Consider the following 18,004-nt stretch of genomic DNA (forward strand, 5'->3'; position numbering starts at 1 on the left):
GTCGCCTGCGTGCCTCACCTCTGCTGCGTGAGCCCGCCGTCGGGGACATTCCTCTACAGCCGGGGACATTTCTGTACGGCCGGGGACATTCGACGCCGTCGGGGACGGGAATTCTGTCCCCGGACGCGCAGGATGCCCCCGCCCGGAAGGACGCGCACCCGGCCGCGTGGAATGTCCCCGTCAGTGTCGGTGGTAGGCCCGGAGATGGTGGAGAGGGGGCGACGGTCTGAGAGATGTGGCGGAGGGAAGGCGGCTGTTCGCCAGGGAGGTGACAGGGCTCGGCGGAGGGGTGGAGAGGGCCCGGAGGCCTCGCGGTGGGCAGATGACGACGCTGCGGTGAGGCGGCGGTGTTGGGCTCGCTCGGCGCCTGAATTGACATCGAAGCCGCCCCGGCGACAATTCCCGCTAATTCCCTGGGAGTCTCAGGAAGATATCGAAGCGGCGGGCGAGTCGGCCGAGGCAGGTAGTGCAACGCCCTCTCGTGCCCGCCCGAACGGGGCGCGGTGGTGCGGAAGGCGGCCTCTCAGCGTGTCGCGCACCCGGCGTGGCGCCCTCTCAGCCCCGGATTTGCCAGATATCACTCAGGTAACTGCTCGCAATCGGCTCAAGATGCCGCAGATACCTCGCAGAGATCTCTAGACTTCAACCATGACTGTGCCTTCAGAGACCTCGACGACGATCGACCCTCGTGAGGTGTCACTGTATGCCGGCCACTTCGACGCGCTGTGGGGTGTGGCCTGGAGCCCGGACGGCACGCGGCTCCTGTCCGGGTCGCACGACGGCACGGCCCGCGTCTGGGACGCGAACCGCGGCACCGAGCTGTTCGCGCTGGCCGGCCCCAGCCTGTCCATCAGCGCGGTGGCCTGGAGCCCCGATGGCACGCGGCTCCTCACTGCGGCGGAGGACCACAGCGTGCGCGTCTGGGACGCGACCACCGGCGCCGACCTGCTGACCCTGGGGGTCGGCGGCTCCGGCGTGGGCGGGGCGGTGGCCTGGAGCCCCGACTCCACCCGCATCCTCACCAGCTTCGACGACGCCTCGGCCCGCATCTGGGACGCCACCAGCGGTCAGGTGGTGCGCACCCTGTCGGGGCACACCGAGCACCTCACTGCGGTGTCGTGGAGCCCGGACGGGACCCGCGTGGCCACCGCCTCCGATGACGGCACCGCCCGCGTCTGGGACGTCACCACCGGCACCGAGCTGCTGCGCGTGGGCCCCATGGCCTTCGTGGGGCGCGGCGCCACCATGGGCCCCGACGGCAGGCCGACCCACGTCGGCCCGATCGAGCCGATGACCGGCCTGTCATGGAGTCCGGACTCGCGTCGCATCATCACCGCCTTCGACTCGGCCGAGCCCCGGGTCTGGGACGCCGCCACCGGCGAGGAGGTCCTCAGCCTCCACGGCCGCGAGCGCCGCTGGGTCAGCGTCGTCTCCTGGAGCCCCGACGGCAGCCGCATCATCACCGACGACATCTCCGGCACCACCGCCCACATCTGGGACGCCGCCACCGGCGAGGAGCTGCTCAGCCTGCGCGGCCACAACCAGTGGGCCTGCGCCCTGGCCTGGAGCCCGGACTCGAGCCGCGTGGCCACCGGCTCGCACGATGACACCGTGCGCGTCTGGGACGCCGCCACCGGCCAAACCCAGCTCGTCCTGGGGGCCGGTAACTCCGTGGAGACCGTCTCCTGGAGCCCCGATGGCACCAGGCTCAGCATCGGCGCCAAGATCGGTGGCAACCGCGTCTGGGACGCCGCCACCGGTCAGCCGCGCCTGACCGTCGACAACGGTGCCCGGGAGCTGAGCGAGGTCGTCTGGAGCCCGGACGGCACCCGCCTGGCCACCTCCTCCTACCTCTCGCCCCGCGTCCTCATCCTGGATGCCTCCACCGGCGACGTCGTCCAGGCCCTGACCGCGGGGGAGGACGACGTCAACGACATCGCCTGGAGCCCAGACAGCGAGCGCATCCTCACCGGACTGGGGGACGACCGCGCCGCGATCTGGGACGCCGCCCGCGGCGAGCGCCTCCTGACCCTCGAGGGCCACAGCGACATGATTACCTCGGTCGCCTGGAGCCCCAACGGCCAGCGCGCCCTGACCGGCTCCCAGGATGGGACAGCCCGCATCTGGGACGCCGCCACCGGCGAGGTCATCCACACCTACACCGGAAACTGGGTGCGCGACGTCGTGTGGACTCAAGGGGGCCCGCGTGTCGTCACCGGCAGCGCCGACGGCGCCGCCCACGTCTGGGACGTCATCACCTCCGGCGAGCTCGTGACGCTGCGCGACGCCGCCGCCATGGTCCGCTCCTACGCCTGGAGCCCCGACGGCACCAAGGTGCTGGCCGGCTTCGACGACGGCGTCGTGCGCGTGTGGGACGAGGTCTCCGGCAAGGTCGTCCTGTCCCTGGCCGGCCACCGTTTCGGCGTCACCGACGCGCAGTGGAGCCCCGACGGCACCCGGATTCTCACCGGCTCCGAGGACGGCACCGTGCGCCTGTGGGACGCCACCACCGGCGAGATGACCGGGCTGTTCCTGTGCTTCCTGCCCGACGGCGGGGTCGCCATCCTCGACGCTCCCTCCCTGAGTCTGCGCTCGGGCCCCGGGGAGGTTTGGGACTACCTCGGCCGCCCCGAGATCCTTGCCGGCCAGCTCACCCGCGTGGGCGTGGAGCGGCGCCAGTACCTCAACTCCGACCCGCTGCCCGAGGCTGTCGCGGAGCCGTCCCCGGCCGAGGCCGCTGACGAGGACCTGACGGTGCCCGAGCCGGTTGAGGAGCCCCAGGTTCCCGAGGAGTCTTCGGTTCCCGAGAACACCGAGCCCTCCGAGGCGCCGGAGGTGCCGGAGGGCGACGCGCTCGGCGAGCCCGCCGTTGCCCCCTCCGTCTTCGCTGCACCCGCGCAGCAGGAGACCGAGCCGGCCCCGGCCCAGTCCGGTGCCGATGTCGAGCAGCCCGTCGCTTCCCAGTCCCCTGAGGACGCCCCCGCCCAGGCGGATGCCCCTGCCCAGATCCCGGAGCCATCGGCCCCCGCTGGTGATCCCCTCATCGAGGAGGCTCCCGCCCAGGCGCAGGACCCGCAGGTCGAGGAGTCCGGCTCCACCGAGACCGAGGACTCCGAGATCCCCGCACCGGCCCTTGCCCCGGAGGCGGTGGATCCGGACGCAGCTCACCAGGCCCGGCACGCGGCGGAGACCGCTCACACGCCGGCCGAGGCCGCTGAGACCCCTGAGGCCCCCGATGCCCTCGGGCAGCCGGTCGCGCCGGCCGAGACCGAACCGGTCGCCGCGCCGACGGGGGAGACCCTTCTTGTCCAGCCCTTCCCCGTGGACCAGGGCCTCGTGGACGGTGAGGTGAGCGCCCCGGCCGTGACGCCGCCCGCGATGGTTGAGATGCCGCAGAGCCTGACCGCTCCCGAGGAGGAGCAGCAGCCCGTGCTGAGCACCTCAGAGGCCAGCCAGGAGGTCGACGCTGAGGCCAGTGCCGACGCGCTCGCCGTCCCGGCTCCCGTCACGGAGCCCGCCGACAACGCGCGCCGGGCCCGGCACGCCGCCGCCACGGCTCAGACCCCGGCCGACGCCGCCTCGGAGCACGTCGTCGAGGACGGCGCTGAAGCGGCCGTGCCCGCCGAGCCTGAGCTGGCTCTGCCGACCGAGGTGGCCCAGTCCTCCGGCACGGCCGAGTCCGCCTATGAGCCGGTGGCGATCCCCGCCGTCGAGCATGCCGGTGGTGAGCCTGTGGCCGCGCCCACCGGTGAGACTGTCGCCCCCGACCAGCTCGAGTTCTCCCTGACCCCGGCCGACGCCGCCGGCCACGAGGGCGATGAGGTCACCCTCGACCTCTCCGAGGAGGCCGGTGGGCCGGCGCAGAAGGGGGCCCCCGAGGTCGCTGCCCCCGTCGAGACGACGGTGCCGCCCGTCGCGGACACCGCTGAGACGGCGCGCGCCGCCGGCCCTGTGGACGTCACCGACGTCGCCGAGGCTACCGATGTGGCCGACGCGGCGGCCCCCGAGGTGCCGGTGCCCTCCGGCGCTGAGGTCACCTCCGCGCGGACCGCCTCAACGCCTGAGGGTGAGCCCGAGGACCACGCGGTGCCGGAGGCCCAGGCTGAGCAGGCCCCCGCCGAGTATCCGCAGGGCCAGGAGAACCCGGACAGGCCGCTCGAGCCCGCGGAGACTGAGGCCGCTCAGACCGCGCAGGCCGAGGCTGCCGCTGAGGACCGGCCGAGCGCCGAGGAAGAGCCGGCCGAGCCGGTTGACTCTGCTGAGCCTACCGAGCCCGCTGATGCGGCCGAGCCGACTGAGCCGACCCCGGCGCCCTGGGGGAGTGCGGACCTGCGCCAGCGGATCTACACCGAGGTCCAGGAGTTCGTCGCCGCCATCGCGCGCCGTGACGTCAACGAGCTGGCGAGCCGCTACGGCATGGCCGGCAACGACCTGGCCGGACTCGATGAGCAGCTGGCTGACCTGTCGAGCCCCGCGTCGGACCTGACCCTCTACCCCCTGGAGCAGGCCGACGACTACGTCGACGGCCACCACCGCCTCGACCTCAGCGAGCTGGAGGGCGGCGGCGTCGTCATCAGCAGCGAGCTGTGGGCCCACGATCGGCCCTGCGGTGCGCGCCTCATCGCCCACTGGAACCCCATGGGGATCTACCCCTTCGACTTCCGCAACGTGAGCATGTGAGTCATCTCCCGAGCGCCTCCCCGGCGCCCGGCAGTTTCGAGTGCGCCCCCGACCGGCAGGTACGGGGGCGCACTCGCTTCTCGAGCGGTCCGAGGGAGACGGGGATCGCTCAAGAGTGGCGCCGGGGGATAGGTGCCGGGGCTGTGAACCGCATAGACTTCCCGCCGTCAGTGTTATCCACCGAGAGGGGACGTCTGTGTCGACGGCGCAGTACCCGGCACGGGCCCGTGTCGCCGCCTGGGCAGTGCACATCTTGACCATGTCAGGACTGGTGTGGGCCAGCCTGGCCATGCTCGCCACCATCCACCCCCGCCGGGAGTTCACGTGGATGTGGGTCTGGCTGCTCGTCGCCCTCGTCGTCGACGGCGTTGACGGCACCCTGGCCCGGCGCGCCCGGGTCTCCGAGATCATCCCCTGGTTCGACGGCGGCATCGTCGACATCGTCGTCGACTACCTCACCTGGACCTTCATCCCGGCGGTCTTCATGTACGTGGCCCTGCCAATGGGCCCCAGACCGCTGGCGGGCCTGCTCATGGCCCTCGTCCTGAGCTCGTCGATGTTCTGCTACGCCAACAAGCAGTGGAAGTCCACCGACTACTACTTCGTGGGCTTCCCGGCCGCCTGGAACATCGTGGCCCTCATGTTCTACGTGCTCCAGACCCCGGCGGTCTTCAACATCATCGTCACCCTCATCTTCGTGGTGCTGACCCTGGTGCCCACGCACTACGCGCACCCGGCCCGGGTCAAGCGCTTCCGCGCCCTCAACATCGGTGCGGTGGCCGTGTGGTTCCTGGCCACCTGCTGGCTGGTGGCGATCTACCCCCACCGGCCGCTCAGCGCGGTCGCCGTCCTCATCGTCTCGGGCGGATGGTTCCTGCTCGCCGGAGTGCTGCGCTCGATCCGCGGGGAGGAATCCACTGCGGCAGCGGCGTAGGCCGGACTAACCGTCCCCGGGGGCGCGCAGCCCCCGGGCGACCGCCACGTCGCGCAGCCAGCGGCCGCCCTCCAGCAGGAAGGTGGCCAGCACCAGGCCGATGACCACCATGATGACCCAGCCGGGGTACTGGTTGCCGTGTCCGTCGTCGCCGGCCAGGAAGAAGTACACGTAGGGCGCCACGAAGGTGATGAGGGTGACGAGGAAGCCGGCGAAGCGGATGCGGCGCCGCTTGCCCGCCACCATGGCGATGATCCCCCAGGTGTAGGGCACTGCGGTGATGATGTCGATGGCCCACAGCACCCAGGGGTTGCCGCGGAAGCCGGGGGCGTAGACGGCCGGGAGCGCCCGCAGCGAGGAGTAGATGAACACCGTCGCGTAGGCCAGGAAGCGGGGGTTGTGCAGCAGACGGACGATGCCGGCGCGCGGCACCAGGTCCACCTTCGCCTCCTGCAGGGCGCCCAGGGTGTGCCGGGACACGCGCAGCGGGTCCGTCCCCTCCAGCACAGTGCGCAGGTAGCGGATCTGCTCAGGCGTCCCGGTGGCCCACTCGTCCAGGAGACGGCGCGGGCTCACGGCGACGACGACGCCGCCCTCGCCCTGACCGGCCCCGTCGGTCCGCGGTGTCTCGGCGCCGTCGGGTGTTTCTAGGGAGGCGATGTGGACGAGGTGCTCGCCCAGGACGCTCCGCAGCAGCCCCAGGCGCTTCCTGGGAACTTCGCTCAGCCACAGGCGCTGCCCGTGCTCCACGGCCAGGGACAGGGCGTGCCCCAGGGCCCAGCCGCGCTCGTCGGGCGCCAGCAGCTCCTCAGGGGCGGAGAGCTGGGCCAGTTCGGGCACCTCAGCGACGTTGAAGCGCGTCAGGTCGCCGACCCGGTCGACGGCCGCCACCGTCCGCAGGACCTCGGGGTCCAGGACATGGCGCCGGGTGACGGCAAGCTCCGTGACGGAGCGCAGAGCCATCAGATCCATCACGGAGGAGCGGGAAGCGGGGGTGTGTTCGGGCATTGGGAAGAGCCTAAAGGAGTGGGTGCCCGTTGTGTGCATCCTGTGAACCGATACGGCTCACTCCTGGCCGGAAGAGAGTGGAAACCCGCCTCCCCTCGCGTCGTCGGTAGGGGCGCGGCCGGGACCGGGGCCCGTGGGGCGGCCGAGCGCCTAGGGTGAGTACATGAGTACTCACGCCACCCCCTCAGAGCGGTCCAGCCAGCGCGGCGACCCGGGGTTGCTCGTCGTGGCCGGAGCGGGCCTCATCGGATCCCGCCTGGCGGACCTGGCCCGGGACAGCGGCTGGAGGATCCGGATCCTCCACCGCAGCGCAGCGGGCCAGGCGCCGCGGGAGGGTATCGAGGTCGATGACTCCGGCAGGGAGCACGCCTGGTGGGCACCCGCCGAGCGCCTCCTGCCGCCCAGCGCCCTGGAGGGCGCCAGGGCCGTGGTCTGCCTGTCGGGCGCACCGATCGCGCCGCGCCCCTGGACACCGGCGCGCCGTCGCGAGCTGGCGGCCTCGCGCCTGTCCACCACCGCCCTCATCGCCCGGGTCGCCGCGGGCCTGTCCCCGGCCGGGCGGCCCGAGGTCCTGCTGAGCGGATCGGCCACCGGCTTCTACGGGGATCGGGGCGATGAGATCCTCACCGAGGCCAGCGGCCCGGGTGAGGGATTCCTGTCCGAGCTGTGCCGGCGTTGGGAGGCGGCTGCGGGCCCGGCGGCGCAGGCCGGGCTGCGCACGGTCCAGTCCCGCACGGGCCTGGTGGTCAGCTCCTCGGGCGGGCTGGGCAGGATCCTCGGCGCTGCCTACCGGGTCGGGGCGGGGGCCCGGCTGGGCCGCGGTGACCAGTGGCAGCCGTGGATCGCCCTGGAGGATGCCGCGGCCGGGCTCCTGTGGGCCATCGAGCACGACGACGTCCACGGGCCGGTCAACCTGACCGCGCCCGAGCCGCTGCGCAACCGCGACCTCCACCGTCTGCTGTCGCGCGCCGGCGGCCCGCCCTCGATGGCGGTGGTGCCCCAGCTCCTGCTGGACTGGGCGGGCAGGGCCGGGGCGGCCGGGGGTGCCGGAAGCATCGGCGGCATGCTCGCCGAGCTGCTCGGTGCCTCCCAGCGAGCAGTGCCTCAGGCGCTGCTCGCCTCCGGATTCCGCTTCACCGCGCCGGACGCGGCCTCGATCTGGGCACTGGGCGCCTGACGCCCGCCCGGTGCCGGTCGATCCCGTGCACCCGCCCTCAGACGCGCGCCAGGACCTCACCGTGCACGACGACGAACCAGGCGTCCTCGCTGTCTCCCCACTGCCGCCACGCCTGGACCATCGCCTCCAGGTCGGCCCCGTCCGCCAGTCCCAGCTCGACGGCCCGCGGACCGAAGGAGGTCAGGCACCGCTGCGCCCAGGTCTGCGACTGCCAGGCCCGGTCGGCGGGAGTGGCGTAGCACCAGGTGGAGGCCGAGGCCGTCACGTCGGCGAAACCCGCCTCCCGGGCCCAGGAGAGTAGCCGGCTCCCGGCGTCGGGCTCGCCGCCGTTGGCCCGGGCAGTGGCCATGTAGACCGAGCGCCACTGCTCCATACCCGCGGGCTCGGGGAACCAGGTCATGGCGGAGTAGACGGCGTCGCGCACGGCCACGATCCCGCCGGGGCGGGTGACGCGGCGCATCTCGGCCAGGGCACCCACCGGGTCCGCGAGGTGCTGGAGGACCTGGTGGGCGTGGACGACGTCGAAGGAGGCGTCCTCGAAGGGCAGGGCCATGACGTCCCCGCTGGTCACCTCCACCTGCTCGGACAGACCCCGTTCGCGAAGCGTCGCCCGAGCCGCCTCCAGGGCACCGGCCGCGGCATCGAGGGCGACAACCCGCCCCGGGGCGACGCGCGCAGCGAGATCCGCGGTGATGGACGCCGGCCCGCAGCCGACGTCGAGCAGGTCCATCCCCGCACGCAGGTGGGCAAGCAGGTAGGCGGCCGAGTCCGCCGCGCCGCGCCGCGAGTGCGCGTTGAGCACCGCTGCACTGTGGCCGTGGGTGTAGCGGGCCGGCTCGATTGAACCGTCTGGAAGCTGTTCACTACTCATGCCTCCAGATCCTCCAGGAATGTGATCTGTGTTGCGTGGACGTCCGGAATGTGGCCTCCGCAACGGCAATTTCCCTCCGGATCGCGAGATGTTTCGTCTCAGTGAACGTCTCGGTGGAAGTCTTCTCGCGGCGCCGCGGCGACCAGCCAGGTGCTGAGCTTATTCCGCTAGGCGAAGGAGTCCCCCATGCAGGACGTTGTCGAAAAGGTCTATGAGCAGGTTGTGGCTCGCAACCGTGGAGAGGTCGAGTTCCATCAGGCCGTCCACGAGGTGCTCGAGTCCCTCGGTCCCGTCATCGCCAAGCACCCCCACTACGCCGACGGCGCCCTCCTGGAGCGCATCGTCGAGCCCGAGCGCCAGATCATGTTCCGGGTCCCGTGGGTCGACGACGCCGGCCAGGTCCACGTCAACCGCGGCTTCCGCATCGAGTTCAACTCCGCGCTGGGCCCCTACAAGGGCGGCCTGCGCTTCCACCCCTCGGTCAACGCCGGCATCATCAAGTTCCTCGGCTTCGAGCAGATCTTCAAGAACGCCCTGACCGCCCAGGGGATCGGCGGCGGCAAGGGCGGCTCCGACTTCGACCCGCATGGCCGCTCCGACGCCGAGGTCATGCGCTTCTGCCAGTCCTTCATGACCGAGCTGGCCCGCCACATCGGCCCCTCCACCGACGTGCCCGCCGGCGACATCGGCGTGGGCGGCCGCGAGATCGGCTACATGTTCGGCCAGTACAAGCGCCTGCGGAACTCCTACGACGCCGGTGTCCTCACCGGTAAGGGCCTGGCCTGGGGCGGCTCCCTCGTGCGCACCGAGGCCACCGGCTACGGCACCGTGCTCTTCGCCCAGTCCATGCTCGCCACCAGGGGCGAGTCCCTTGAGGGCAAGAAGGTCCTCGTCTCCGGTGCCGGGAACGTGGCGATCTACGCCATCGAGAAGGCCCAGCAGCTCGGTGCCACCCCCATCACCTTCTCCGACTCCTCCGGCTACGTCGTCGACGAGGCCGGGGTGGACCTCGAGCTGCTCAAGCAGGTCAAGGAGGTCGAGCGCGGCCGCGTGGCCGACTACGTCGAGCGCCGCCCCGGCGCCCGCCTCGTGACCGGCGGCTCCGTGTGGGACGTCCCCGGCGACGTCGCCCTGCCCTGCGCCACCCAGAACGAGCTCGACGGCGACGCCGCGAACACCCTGCTGCGGGGCGGCTGCGGCGTGGTCTCCGAGGGCGCCAACATGCCCTCCACCCCGGAGGCCGTCGAGGCCTTCCAGAAGGCCGGCATCCTCTTCGGTCCCGGTAAGGCCGCCAACGCCGGTGGCGTGGCGACCTCCGCCCTCGAGATGGAGCAGAACGCCGGCCGCACCCGCTGGGACTTCGCCACCGCCGAGGCCAAGCTGACCGGCATCATGGCCGACATCCACGACTCCTGCGTCGCCGCGGCCGAGGAGTACGGCCGCCCCGGCGACTACGTGCTCGGCGCCAACGCGGCCGGTTTCACCCGCGTTGCCGACGTCATGATAGCCCACGGCATCGTCTGATACCTGGCTGATCCGGGCTCGCGCCCACAGCGACGGCGTCCGTCGCCTCTGAGAACGAGGCGGCGGACGCCGTCGCTGTGGCTTGGGGGAGTGGGTGTGGGATCGGCGCTCTCGGCAACCATTCGCGCGGCTCGTTCCTCGCCGCGCTCCCGCCGTGGAGGCGGGTCCCGACGGCGCTGACGGACACCCGGGGGAGGTGGGCACGAGCGCTGTCTGATGAACGTCAGTGAGTGCCCTGAAAAATAATGCCCCGTATCGCCGGGTCGCATACGGTGACGCATGTTCCTCTCCTCATCTTCTCCCGGGTCACCATCCCTCCGCCTGATAAGGAACGACATGCGACTGCGCCCTACGCGGGCCGCCAGGGTCAGCGCCGTCATGTGCGCGCTGACTCTGACAGCCCTCAGTCCCTTCCCGCTCAGCCCTCCCGCCGGTGCTGACGAGCCGGCCGCCCCGGCTGCCCCTCCGGCCGCCGGCGCCACCACCATCGACCTGCTGGGCATCACCGACCTGCACGGCCACATCTCCCGGACCACTCAGACGGACAGCGGTACCGGGCAGACATCCGTCGAGGACCCCGGTGCTGTCACGCTGGCCTGCGAGGTCTCCTCCGCCCGCGCCGCCAACCCCAACACGCTGTTCGTCTCCGCCGGAGACTCCGTGGGTGGATCGGCCTACGTCTCCTCCATCCTCCAGGACCGCCCCACTATGGAGGCGCTCAACGCGATGTCCCTGGATGTCTCCGCCCTGGGCAACCACGAGCTCGACCAGGGCCTGACCGACCTGGAGACGCGCATCCTGCCCGCCTCGAACTTCCCGATCCTGGCCGCCAACGTCTCCGGCTCGGCTCCCTTGAGCGCCGAGGGCGGCGGCAAAGGAGCCTTCATCAAGGAAGTCGGCGGTGTGCGCGTCGGATTCGTCGGCGTCGTCACCGATGAGCTGCCCACCCTCGTGTCACCCTCGGCCTTGTCCACCCTCACCCTGAGCCCGGCGGTCGCCGCCGCCAACACCCGCGCCGCCGAGCTCAAGGACGGCGATCCCGCCAACGGTGAGGCCGACGTCGTCGTCGTGCTCAGCCATGAGGACGCGGCCTCCACAGCCACGAGCTTCTCCAAGAACGTCGACGCCGTCTTCTCCGGGCACACCCACGTGCCCTTCGCCAAGACCGTCACCGGCGCCGAGGGCAACCAGATCGCCGTCGTCCAGGCCGACCACTACGGCTGGGCACTGGGACGCATCCGCCTGAGCTACGACCCCGCCAGCCGGAAGACCTCAGTGGTCAGCGCCGACAACAAGGACCTGCGCAGCTCGAGCTGCGCCACCGATGCCTACGGCGTCGCCGGAATCGTGTCCCAGGCGGAGAAGGACTCCGCCACCGAGGGCGGCAAGCCGCTGGCCAAGATCGGCTCGGACTTCCTGCGCGGCTCGGACGGCTCCGGCCCCGGCGCCAATCGCGGCACCGAGTCCACCGCCTCCAACCTCATCGCCGAGTCCTTCCGCAGCTGGCTCGCCACCGACATCCAGCCGACCGGCTCCACCCGCTACGTGGGCATCATGAACCCCGGCGGCGTGCGCGCCGACCTGCTCTACGCCGCCTCCGGCTCGGAGGGCGATGGGGTCCTGACCTCGGGGGAGGCCTACACCGTCCAACCCTTCGGCAACGAGATGGCCTACACGACCCTCACCGGTGCCGAGCTCAAGACTCTGCTGTCCCAGCAGTGGCAGCCCGGCTCCAGCCGTCCTGTCCTCACCCTGGGGCTGTCCCGGAATGTCGACGTCCTCACCGAGGCCACCACCGATCCCGGATACGGGGGCGAGGCCGGGGCCGCCCCCGCGATCCGCGAGATCCTCGTCGACGGCAAGCCGCTGGCCGACGGCGACAGCGTCGTCGTCGCCTCCAACTCCTTCCTGCTGACCGGCGGCGACGGCTACACCGTTCTGAAGGACAAGCCCGTGACCAACACCGGCGTCCTCGACCGCGACGTCACCTCCGCCTACCTGGCCTCCTTCGGCGACAAGCCCGTCACAGCCGACTACTCCAAGCGGCAGACCGCGATGACCGTGGGGCCCGTGTACATCAGCTCAGGCGGCGCGCGCAGCACCGACACGGTCTCCGTGACCCTGGACTCCCTGGCCTACACCAACCCCACCGAGCAGGCCGCCGGCGCCCGGCGCGTGCGCGTCAGCGCAGGGGATAAGGAGATCCTGACCAAGGACCTCGACCTCACCGTCAACCCCACCGGCCCGACCACCGGGCGGGTCGACTTCAACCTCACCTTCCCGGCCGACGCCCCCACTCGCGCCTGTCGCACGGTCCAGGCCGCCACCTGCCGCTGGGCCTCCGTCGAGACCCTCGACGCCGCCGGTACGGTTCTCAACCGCTTCTCGGTCGAGATCGAGGATGAGGATGCGGCCGACCCCGGAGTGGACTCGGGAGACAGCACGGCGACGGGCGCTGACGCTGCGGCGGACGGGGCCGGCGGCAAGGCGGCATCCACCCCGCAGGGCGGCCCTGGTGCTGGTGAGACCTCTGTGGGCGGCGGCACCGAGCCGTCTGCGGGGAGCGGCGCGCAGCCCGCAGCCACCGCCGCTCCGGCCGCGTCCGGAGCACCCGCCCAAGCAGCCGGGCCCGAGCGCCCGGACCAGGCGGCCAGTGATAGTCCTCTGGCCCGCACCGGCGCCTCACTTGGCGTGGGGGTACTCGCCTTCGCGCTGCTCGTCGTCGGCGGCTACCTCATCCTGCGCCGCAGACGGCAGAACGACTGATGCCGTCTGACGCTGCCTGACGTCGGCTGGGTCGGCTGATGCCGGCTGGGTCAGACTGACGCAGACCGCTCCAGGCTGAACCGCAGCGATATGCGGATCGAGACTCGTGCCCGCCTCCCCACTCGGGGAGGCGGGCACGAGTGCTGTCTGCGGGGCGTCGACGACGGGGCGTCATCGGGGACCATTCGGGCGGCCTGGGCGGCGAGGACTGCGGTTCGCGCCGAGGACGTACTTCCCGTTCGGGGACTGCGTTGTCCTCCGGGCTACTGGGGTGCGCCCGCAGTCGTTTGTCGGAGAACGCAGTCCTGGGCGCCGATGTACGTCCTCGATGGGGCGGTGGTGCCCGTTGGGCGGACCCTGTTCTCAAAACAACCTATAGATTGTATTGTAGATCACAAAGGGGTGGACATGAATGTCTGAACGGACATACTATCATGTCTGTTCAGACATTCAGAGTCGATTAGATGCCCGAACGGGCGTACTGGGCTGACGGCACGGACCTTCTAGGAGGTGAACATGCGCATTGAGGACAGGCACCGCCAGATCGTGGAGCAGGTGCGCGGTGCGGGGCGGGTTCTCGTCACCGAGCTCGCCGAGCACTTCGACGTCACCCCTGAGACGATCCGCCGCGACCTGACTGCCCTGGACCGCAGCGGCGCCCTGCGCAAGGTCCACGGCGGCGCCATCCCCGCCCCCGCCCTGCCGGAGACCGGCGTGACCCAGCGCGAGCAGGTCAACCCCACCGCCAAGCAGGCCATCGCCCGAGCCGCCCTGGCGCGGCTCGCACCGAAGCCCGGCACCACCCTCCTCATCGACGCCGGAACCACCACCGGCTCGCTCGCCCGCCTCCTGCCGGGCGACACCGACCTGACCGTCATCACCAACTCCGTCCTGACCGCCGCCTGGTTGGCAAGCGCCGGACGCACCCGGGTGCGGATCCTGGGCGGTCAGCTGCGCGGACTGACCCAGGCCGCCGTCGGCCCCGAAGCCGTCGAGGCCCTGTCCACCCTGAGGGTCGACGTCGCCGTCCTGGGAGCCAACGGCCTGAGCGCAGCCCACGGACTGTCCACGCCCGACCCCGACGAAGCCACCGTCAAACGCACCATGGTGCGCAGTGCCCGCCAGGTGGTGGCCCTGGTCGACTCCACCAAGATCGGCCAAGAGCACCTGGTCTCCTTCGCCTCCCTCGACGACATCGACCTCCTGGTCACTGACGTCGAGCTCCCGCCCACACTCATCGACCAGCTCACCGCCACCGAAACCGAGGTCCTTGTCGCATGATCCTGACCCTCACACCCAACCCGTCCCTCGACCGCACCGTCTCCCTGCCCGGGCCCCTGCAGCGCGGCGCCGTCCAGCGCCTGACCGGCGTCGTCATGGAACCGGGAGGCAAGGGCGTCAACGTCGCCCGCGTCCTGTCCAACGCCGGGCGCGCCGCCACCACCGTGCTGCCCGCCGCCGAGAACGACCCCATCCTCACCGCCCTGGGTGCCCTTGAGCTGCCCGGCCTCACCGTGCGATCCGTGCCCGTGGCCGGACCCGCCCGCATCAACACCGCCGTCACCGAGCCCGACGGCACCACCACCAAGCTCAACGAGCTGGGGGCGGGCCTGAACGAGGAGGAGATCGACGCCGTCGAGCAGGCCCTTCTGGAGACCCTCACCCTCACGGGGGTGTCGGCCGAAGCTGACACCCACCACTGGGCGGTCCTGTCCGGCTCCCTGCCGCCGGGCGCGCCGGCCAGGTGGTACGCCCGCCTGGTGGGGCTCCTGCGGGAGGCCGCCCCGGGGCTGCGCATCGCCGTCGACACCTCCGATGAGCCCCTGGCGGCCCTGGCCGCCGAGCTGCCTGCATCGGCCCCCGACCTCATCAAACCCAACGGTGAGGAGCTCGGCCAGCTCGCAGGCCTACCCGCCGAGCGCGCCATGGCCCTCGAGGAGGGCGCCGTCCAAGGGGACTACGGTCCCGTCGTCGACGCCGCCCGCCTCCTGGTGGGCCTGGGGCTCGGTGCCGTCATGGTGACCCTCGGCCCCGCCGGCGCCGTCCTGGTGACCGCCGACGGCGCCTGGCACGCCACCGCCCCCGAGGTCCCGGTGGTCTCCACCGTCGGCGCCGGGGACTCATCGGTGGCCGGCTACATCCTGGCCGACGTCAACGGCGGCGACGAGGCCGAGCGCCTGCGCACCGCCATGGCCTACGGCTCTGCCGCCGCCTCCCTGCCCGGAACCACTCTGCCCACGCCCACCGACCTGCCCGAGCAGCCGGCCGTCGTCACCCGGCTCTCCTGAGCCGGGGCGCCCGCAGGCGCCGGGGGAGCGGACCCGCGAGCCCGCGGCCCCCGCATGCGCCGGCGGCTGCCGGCCACCGAGCGCCGAGCCGGCTTCGCCACTGACCGTCCACCGACTGTTCACCACCCGCCCGCCGATCCACCACTTGACCATCACCGACCGCATGACCGCAGCCCACCACCCTTGACCACCTGTGACCCGCCGCAGCCCACCGGGCGACGGCACCTCGGACACCAAGGAAGACCATGACCGAGAACAAGCCCCTCATCATCCCCGAGCTGGTCGCGCTCGACGCCGACGCCGGCCCGGGCAAGGAAGACGTCATCGAGTTCCTGGCCGCCACCGTGGCCGGCGCCGGCCGGGCCTCCAGCCCCGACGGCCTGGCCGCCGACGCCAAGAAGCGCGAGTCGACCGCCCCCACCGGGATCCCCGGCGGCATCGCCATCCCGCACTGCCGCAGCCCCCACGTCCTGGCCCCCAGCCTCGGCTTCGCCCGCCTGGCGCAGCCGGTCGACTTCGGGGCCGCCGACGGGCAGGCCGCCGACCTCATCTTCATGATCGCCGCCCCCGACGGCGCCGACGACTTCCACCTCCAGCTCCTGGCCAAGCTCGCCCGCGGGCTCATGCAGACCGAGTTCACCGACGCCCTGCGCCAGGCCGCTGACGCCGAGGAGATCACCCGCATCGTCACGCAGCAGGTCCAGCCCGAGTTGCTCGACGGCGGGGAGGAGAGTGAGGACGGCGCGGCCGGTGAGGCCGGTGAGGCCGGAAGTGCCGCGGACTCGGCCGCAGGGTCCGGTGCCGCGCAGACCAAGGCCGCTGCGGCGTCGGCGGCCCCGGCGGAGGGTGAGACCGTCATCGTGGGGGTCTCCTCCTGCCCCACCGGCATCGCCCACACCTTCATGGCTGCCGAGGCCCTGGAGCAGGCCGGCAAGGACCGCGGCATCACCGTGGCCATCGAGGGACAGGGCTCGGGCAAGATCGACGCCCTCGACCCCGAGCTCATCAAGCGGGCCAGCGCCGTCATCTTCGCCCACGACCTGCCGGTCAAGGGCCGCGAGCGCTTCGCCGGCAAGCCCGTCATCGACGTCGGCGTCAAGGCCGCCGTCAACGACGCCGGCTCCCTGGTGGACAAGGCCCTGGCCGCCGTCGACGACCCGAGCGCCGCCCGCGTGCCGGCCGGCGGCGAGTCCGTCGAGGAGAGCGAGGAGGGCTCCGAGCACTGGGCCCGGCGCCTGCAGCGCTCGGTCATGACCGGGGTGTCCTACATGATCCCCTTTGTGGCCGCCGGCGGTCTGCTCATTGCGCTGGGCTTCCTCCTGGCCGGGTACGACGTGGCCAACCTCTACGAGAAGATCTCCATCAGCGACTACTCCCTGTGGAACCTGCCCGGCAACGAGTTTGTCCACGAGATCAAGAACTCGGCCGGCGACGTCGTCGGCACTGAGACGATCACCGTCTCCCAGTCCGGGCTGCTGCTGTACATCGGGTGGACGCTGTTCCTGCTGGGGCAGGCGGCCATGAGCTTCCTCGTCCCGGCGCTGGCCGGCTACATCTCCTTCGGGCTGGCCGGCAGGCCCGGGATCGCGCCCGGGTTCGTCATGGGGGTCGTCGCGGTCGAGGTCGGGGCCGGGTTCATCGGCGGCCTGGTCGGCGGCATCCTCGCGGGCTACTTCGCGGCCTGGCTCGCCGGGCTCAGCGTGCCGGCCTGGCTGCGGGGGCTCATGCCCGTGGTCATCATCCCGTTGGGCACCACGCTGGTTGTCGGCGCCGTCATGTACCTGGTCCTCGGGCTGCCGCTTGCCGCCCTCATGACCGCGCTGCAGGACGGGCTGACCTCCATGTCCGGGGGAGGGTCGGCCGTGCTGCTCGGCATCATCCTCGGGCTCATGATGTGCTTCGACCTGGGCGGGCCGGTCAACAAGGCCGCCTACCTGTTCGGCACCGCGGGACTGTCCGCGGCCAGCGCCAGCAACACTGCTCCCTACGAGATCATGGCCACCGTCATGGCCGCCGGCATGGTGCCGCCGCTGGCGATGTCCGCCGCGACCTTCCTGCGCTCGCGGCTGTTCACCAAGGCCGAGGTCGAGAACGGGCGCAGCGCCTGGCTGCTGGGGCTGTCCTTCATCTCCGAGGGCGCCATCCCCTTCGCCGCCGCCGACCCGCTGCGCGTCATCCCGGCCACCATGGTCGGCGGCGCGATCACCGGAGCGATGACCATGGCGATGCACGTCGGCTCGCGCGCGCCCCACGGCGGGGTGTTCGTCGCCTTCGCCATCACCCACTTCGGTGGCTTCCTCCTGGCGATCCTGGCCGGGACGGTGGTGAGCACCGCGCTGGTCATCGTCCTCAAGGGGCTGGGGCGTAATGCGGACGGTAAGAAGGGCGCCGAGGCGCAGGCCGCGGCTGCCGCCTGATCCGGCAAGCCTCATCACCGCGTCGTGCGGGGTCCCGCCAGGTGTGGGGCCCCGCACGACGCGTGTGAGGACCTCAGGGGCTGAGTCCGGGAGGTTGGGTGTCCTTCGGCGGGGACGCTTCACGCGGCCGGGGACGTTTTCTCGCCCACGGGTGCAGTGCGCGCGTGCGGGGACACTCCGCTCCGGCCGGGGACACTCCGCGCGTGCGGGGACAGGAATCTTGTCCCCGACGGCGTCGAATGCCCCCGGCCGGGACGGTACGCACCCTGCCGCGCAGGATGCCCCCGGCTGCGAGGCAGTGTCCCCGCCTGGGGCGACACGCACTCGGTCGTGCGTCCC

At 71.8% G+C, this 18,004-nt stretch carries 10 protein-coding genes; 8 read left to right on the top strand and 2 right to left on the bottom strand.

What is annotated here, in order from left to right; all coding sequences use genetic code 11:
- Positions 1-648 precede the first annotated feature (648 nt).
- Together JJJ14_RS01875 and JJJ14_RS01880 are read left to right on the top strand one after the other, a co-directional pair.
- On the top strand, positions 649-4,680 hold the full coding sequence (locus JJJ14_RS01875; RefSeq protein ID WP_201444536.1) for a WD40 repeat domain-containing protein: 4,032 nt from the start codon (positions 649-651) through the stop codon (positions 4,678-4,680).
- A gap of 196 nt (positions 4,681-4,876) precedes the next feature.
- The gene (locus JJJ14_RS01880) at positions 4,877-5,614 is read left to right on the top strand and encodes a CDP-alcohol phosphatidyltransferase family protein (protein ID WP_003787666.1); all 738 of its coding nucleotides are present in this window, start codon (positions 4,877-4,879) and stop codon (positions 5,612-5,614) included.
- Between the two features lie 6 nt (positions 5,615-5,620).
- On the opposite strand, the gene JJJ14_RS01885 is transcribed toward JJJ14_RS01880, so the two are convergent.
- A complete protein-coding gene (locus JJJ14_RS01885; protein WP_201444537.1) occupies positions 5,621-6,622 on the bottom strand; it encodes a hypothetical protein in 1,002 nt (333 codons plus the stop codon).
- A gap of 163 nt (positions 6,623-6,785) precedes the next feature.
- Between JJJ14_RS01885 and JJJ14_RS01890 the strand changes: the two genes are divergently transcribed.
- The gene (locus JJJ14_RS01890; protein WP_201444538.1) at positions 6,786-7,799 is read left to right on the top strand and encodes a TIGR01777 family oxidoreductase; all 1,014 of its coding nucleotides are present in this window, start codon (positions 6,786-6,788) and stop codon (positions 7,797-7,799) included.
- A gap of 37 nt (positions 7,800-7,836) precedes the next feature.
- Here the strand turns inward: JJJ14_RS01890 and JJJ14_RS01895 are convergent, their stop codons facing one another.
- Positions 7,837-8,670: a class I SAM-dependent methyltransferase gene (locus JJJ14_RS01895; RefSeq protein ID WP_201444539.1), complete on the bottom strand. Its 834-nt coding sequence runs from the start codon at positions 8,668-8,670 to the stop codon at positions 7,837-7,839.
- A 186-nt stretch (positions 8,671-8,856) separates the two neighbouring features.
- Here JJJ14_RS01895 and gdhA point away from each other — a divergent pair, with 186 nt between their 5' ends.
- From gdhA to JJJ14_RS01920, 5 genes are all read left to right on the top strand, one after another.
- On the top strand, positions 8,857-10,194 hold the full coding sequence (gene gdhA, locus JJJ14_RS01900) for an NADP-specific glutamate dehydrogenase (protein WP_010614362.1): 1,338 nt from the start codon (positions 8,857-8,859) through the stop codon (positions 10,192-10,194).
- Positions 10,195-10,530: 336 nt separating this feature from the next.
- On the top strand, positions 10,531-12,960 hold the full coding sequence (locus tag JJJ14_RS01905; RefSeq protein ID WP_201444540.1) for a bifunctional metallophosphatase/5'-nucleotidase: 2,430 nt from the start codon (positions 10,531-10,533) through the stop codon (positions 12,958-12,960).
- Between the two features lie 516 nt (positions 12,961-13,476).
- A complete protein-coding gene (locus JJJ14_RS01910) occupies positions 13,477-14,241 on the top strand; it encodes a DeoR/GlpR family DNA-binding transcription regulator (protein WP_201444541.1) in 765 nt (254 codons plus the stop codon).
- Complete coding sequence (locus tag JJJ14_RS01915; RefSeq protein ID WP_201444542.1) at positions 14,238-15,248, top strand: 1-phosphofructokinase family hexose kinase; 1,011 nt, start codon at positions 14,238-14,240, stop codon at positions 15,246-15,248. Before JJJ14_RS01910 ends, JJJ14_RS01915 begins: the two co-directional genes overlap by 4 nt.
- A gap of 245 nt (positions 15,249-15,493) precedes the next feature.
- A complete protein-coding gene (locus JJJ14_RS01920) occupies positions 15,494-17,665 on the top strand; it encodes a PTS fructose transporter subunit IIABC (protein WP_201444543.1) in 2,172 nt (723 codons plus the stop codon).
- Positions 17,666-18,004 lie beyond the last annotated feature (339 nt).

Source organism: Actinomyces sp. HMT 175, assembly GCF_016694895.1.
Lineage (GTDB): Bacteria > Actinomycetota > Actinomycetes > Actinomycetales > Actinomycetaceae > Actinomyces > Actinomyces oris.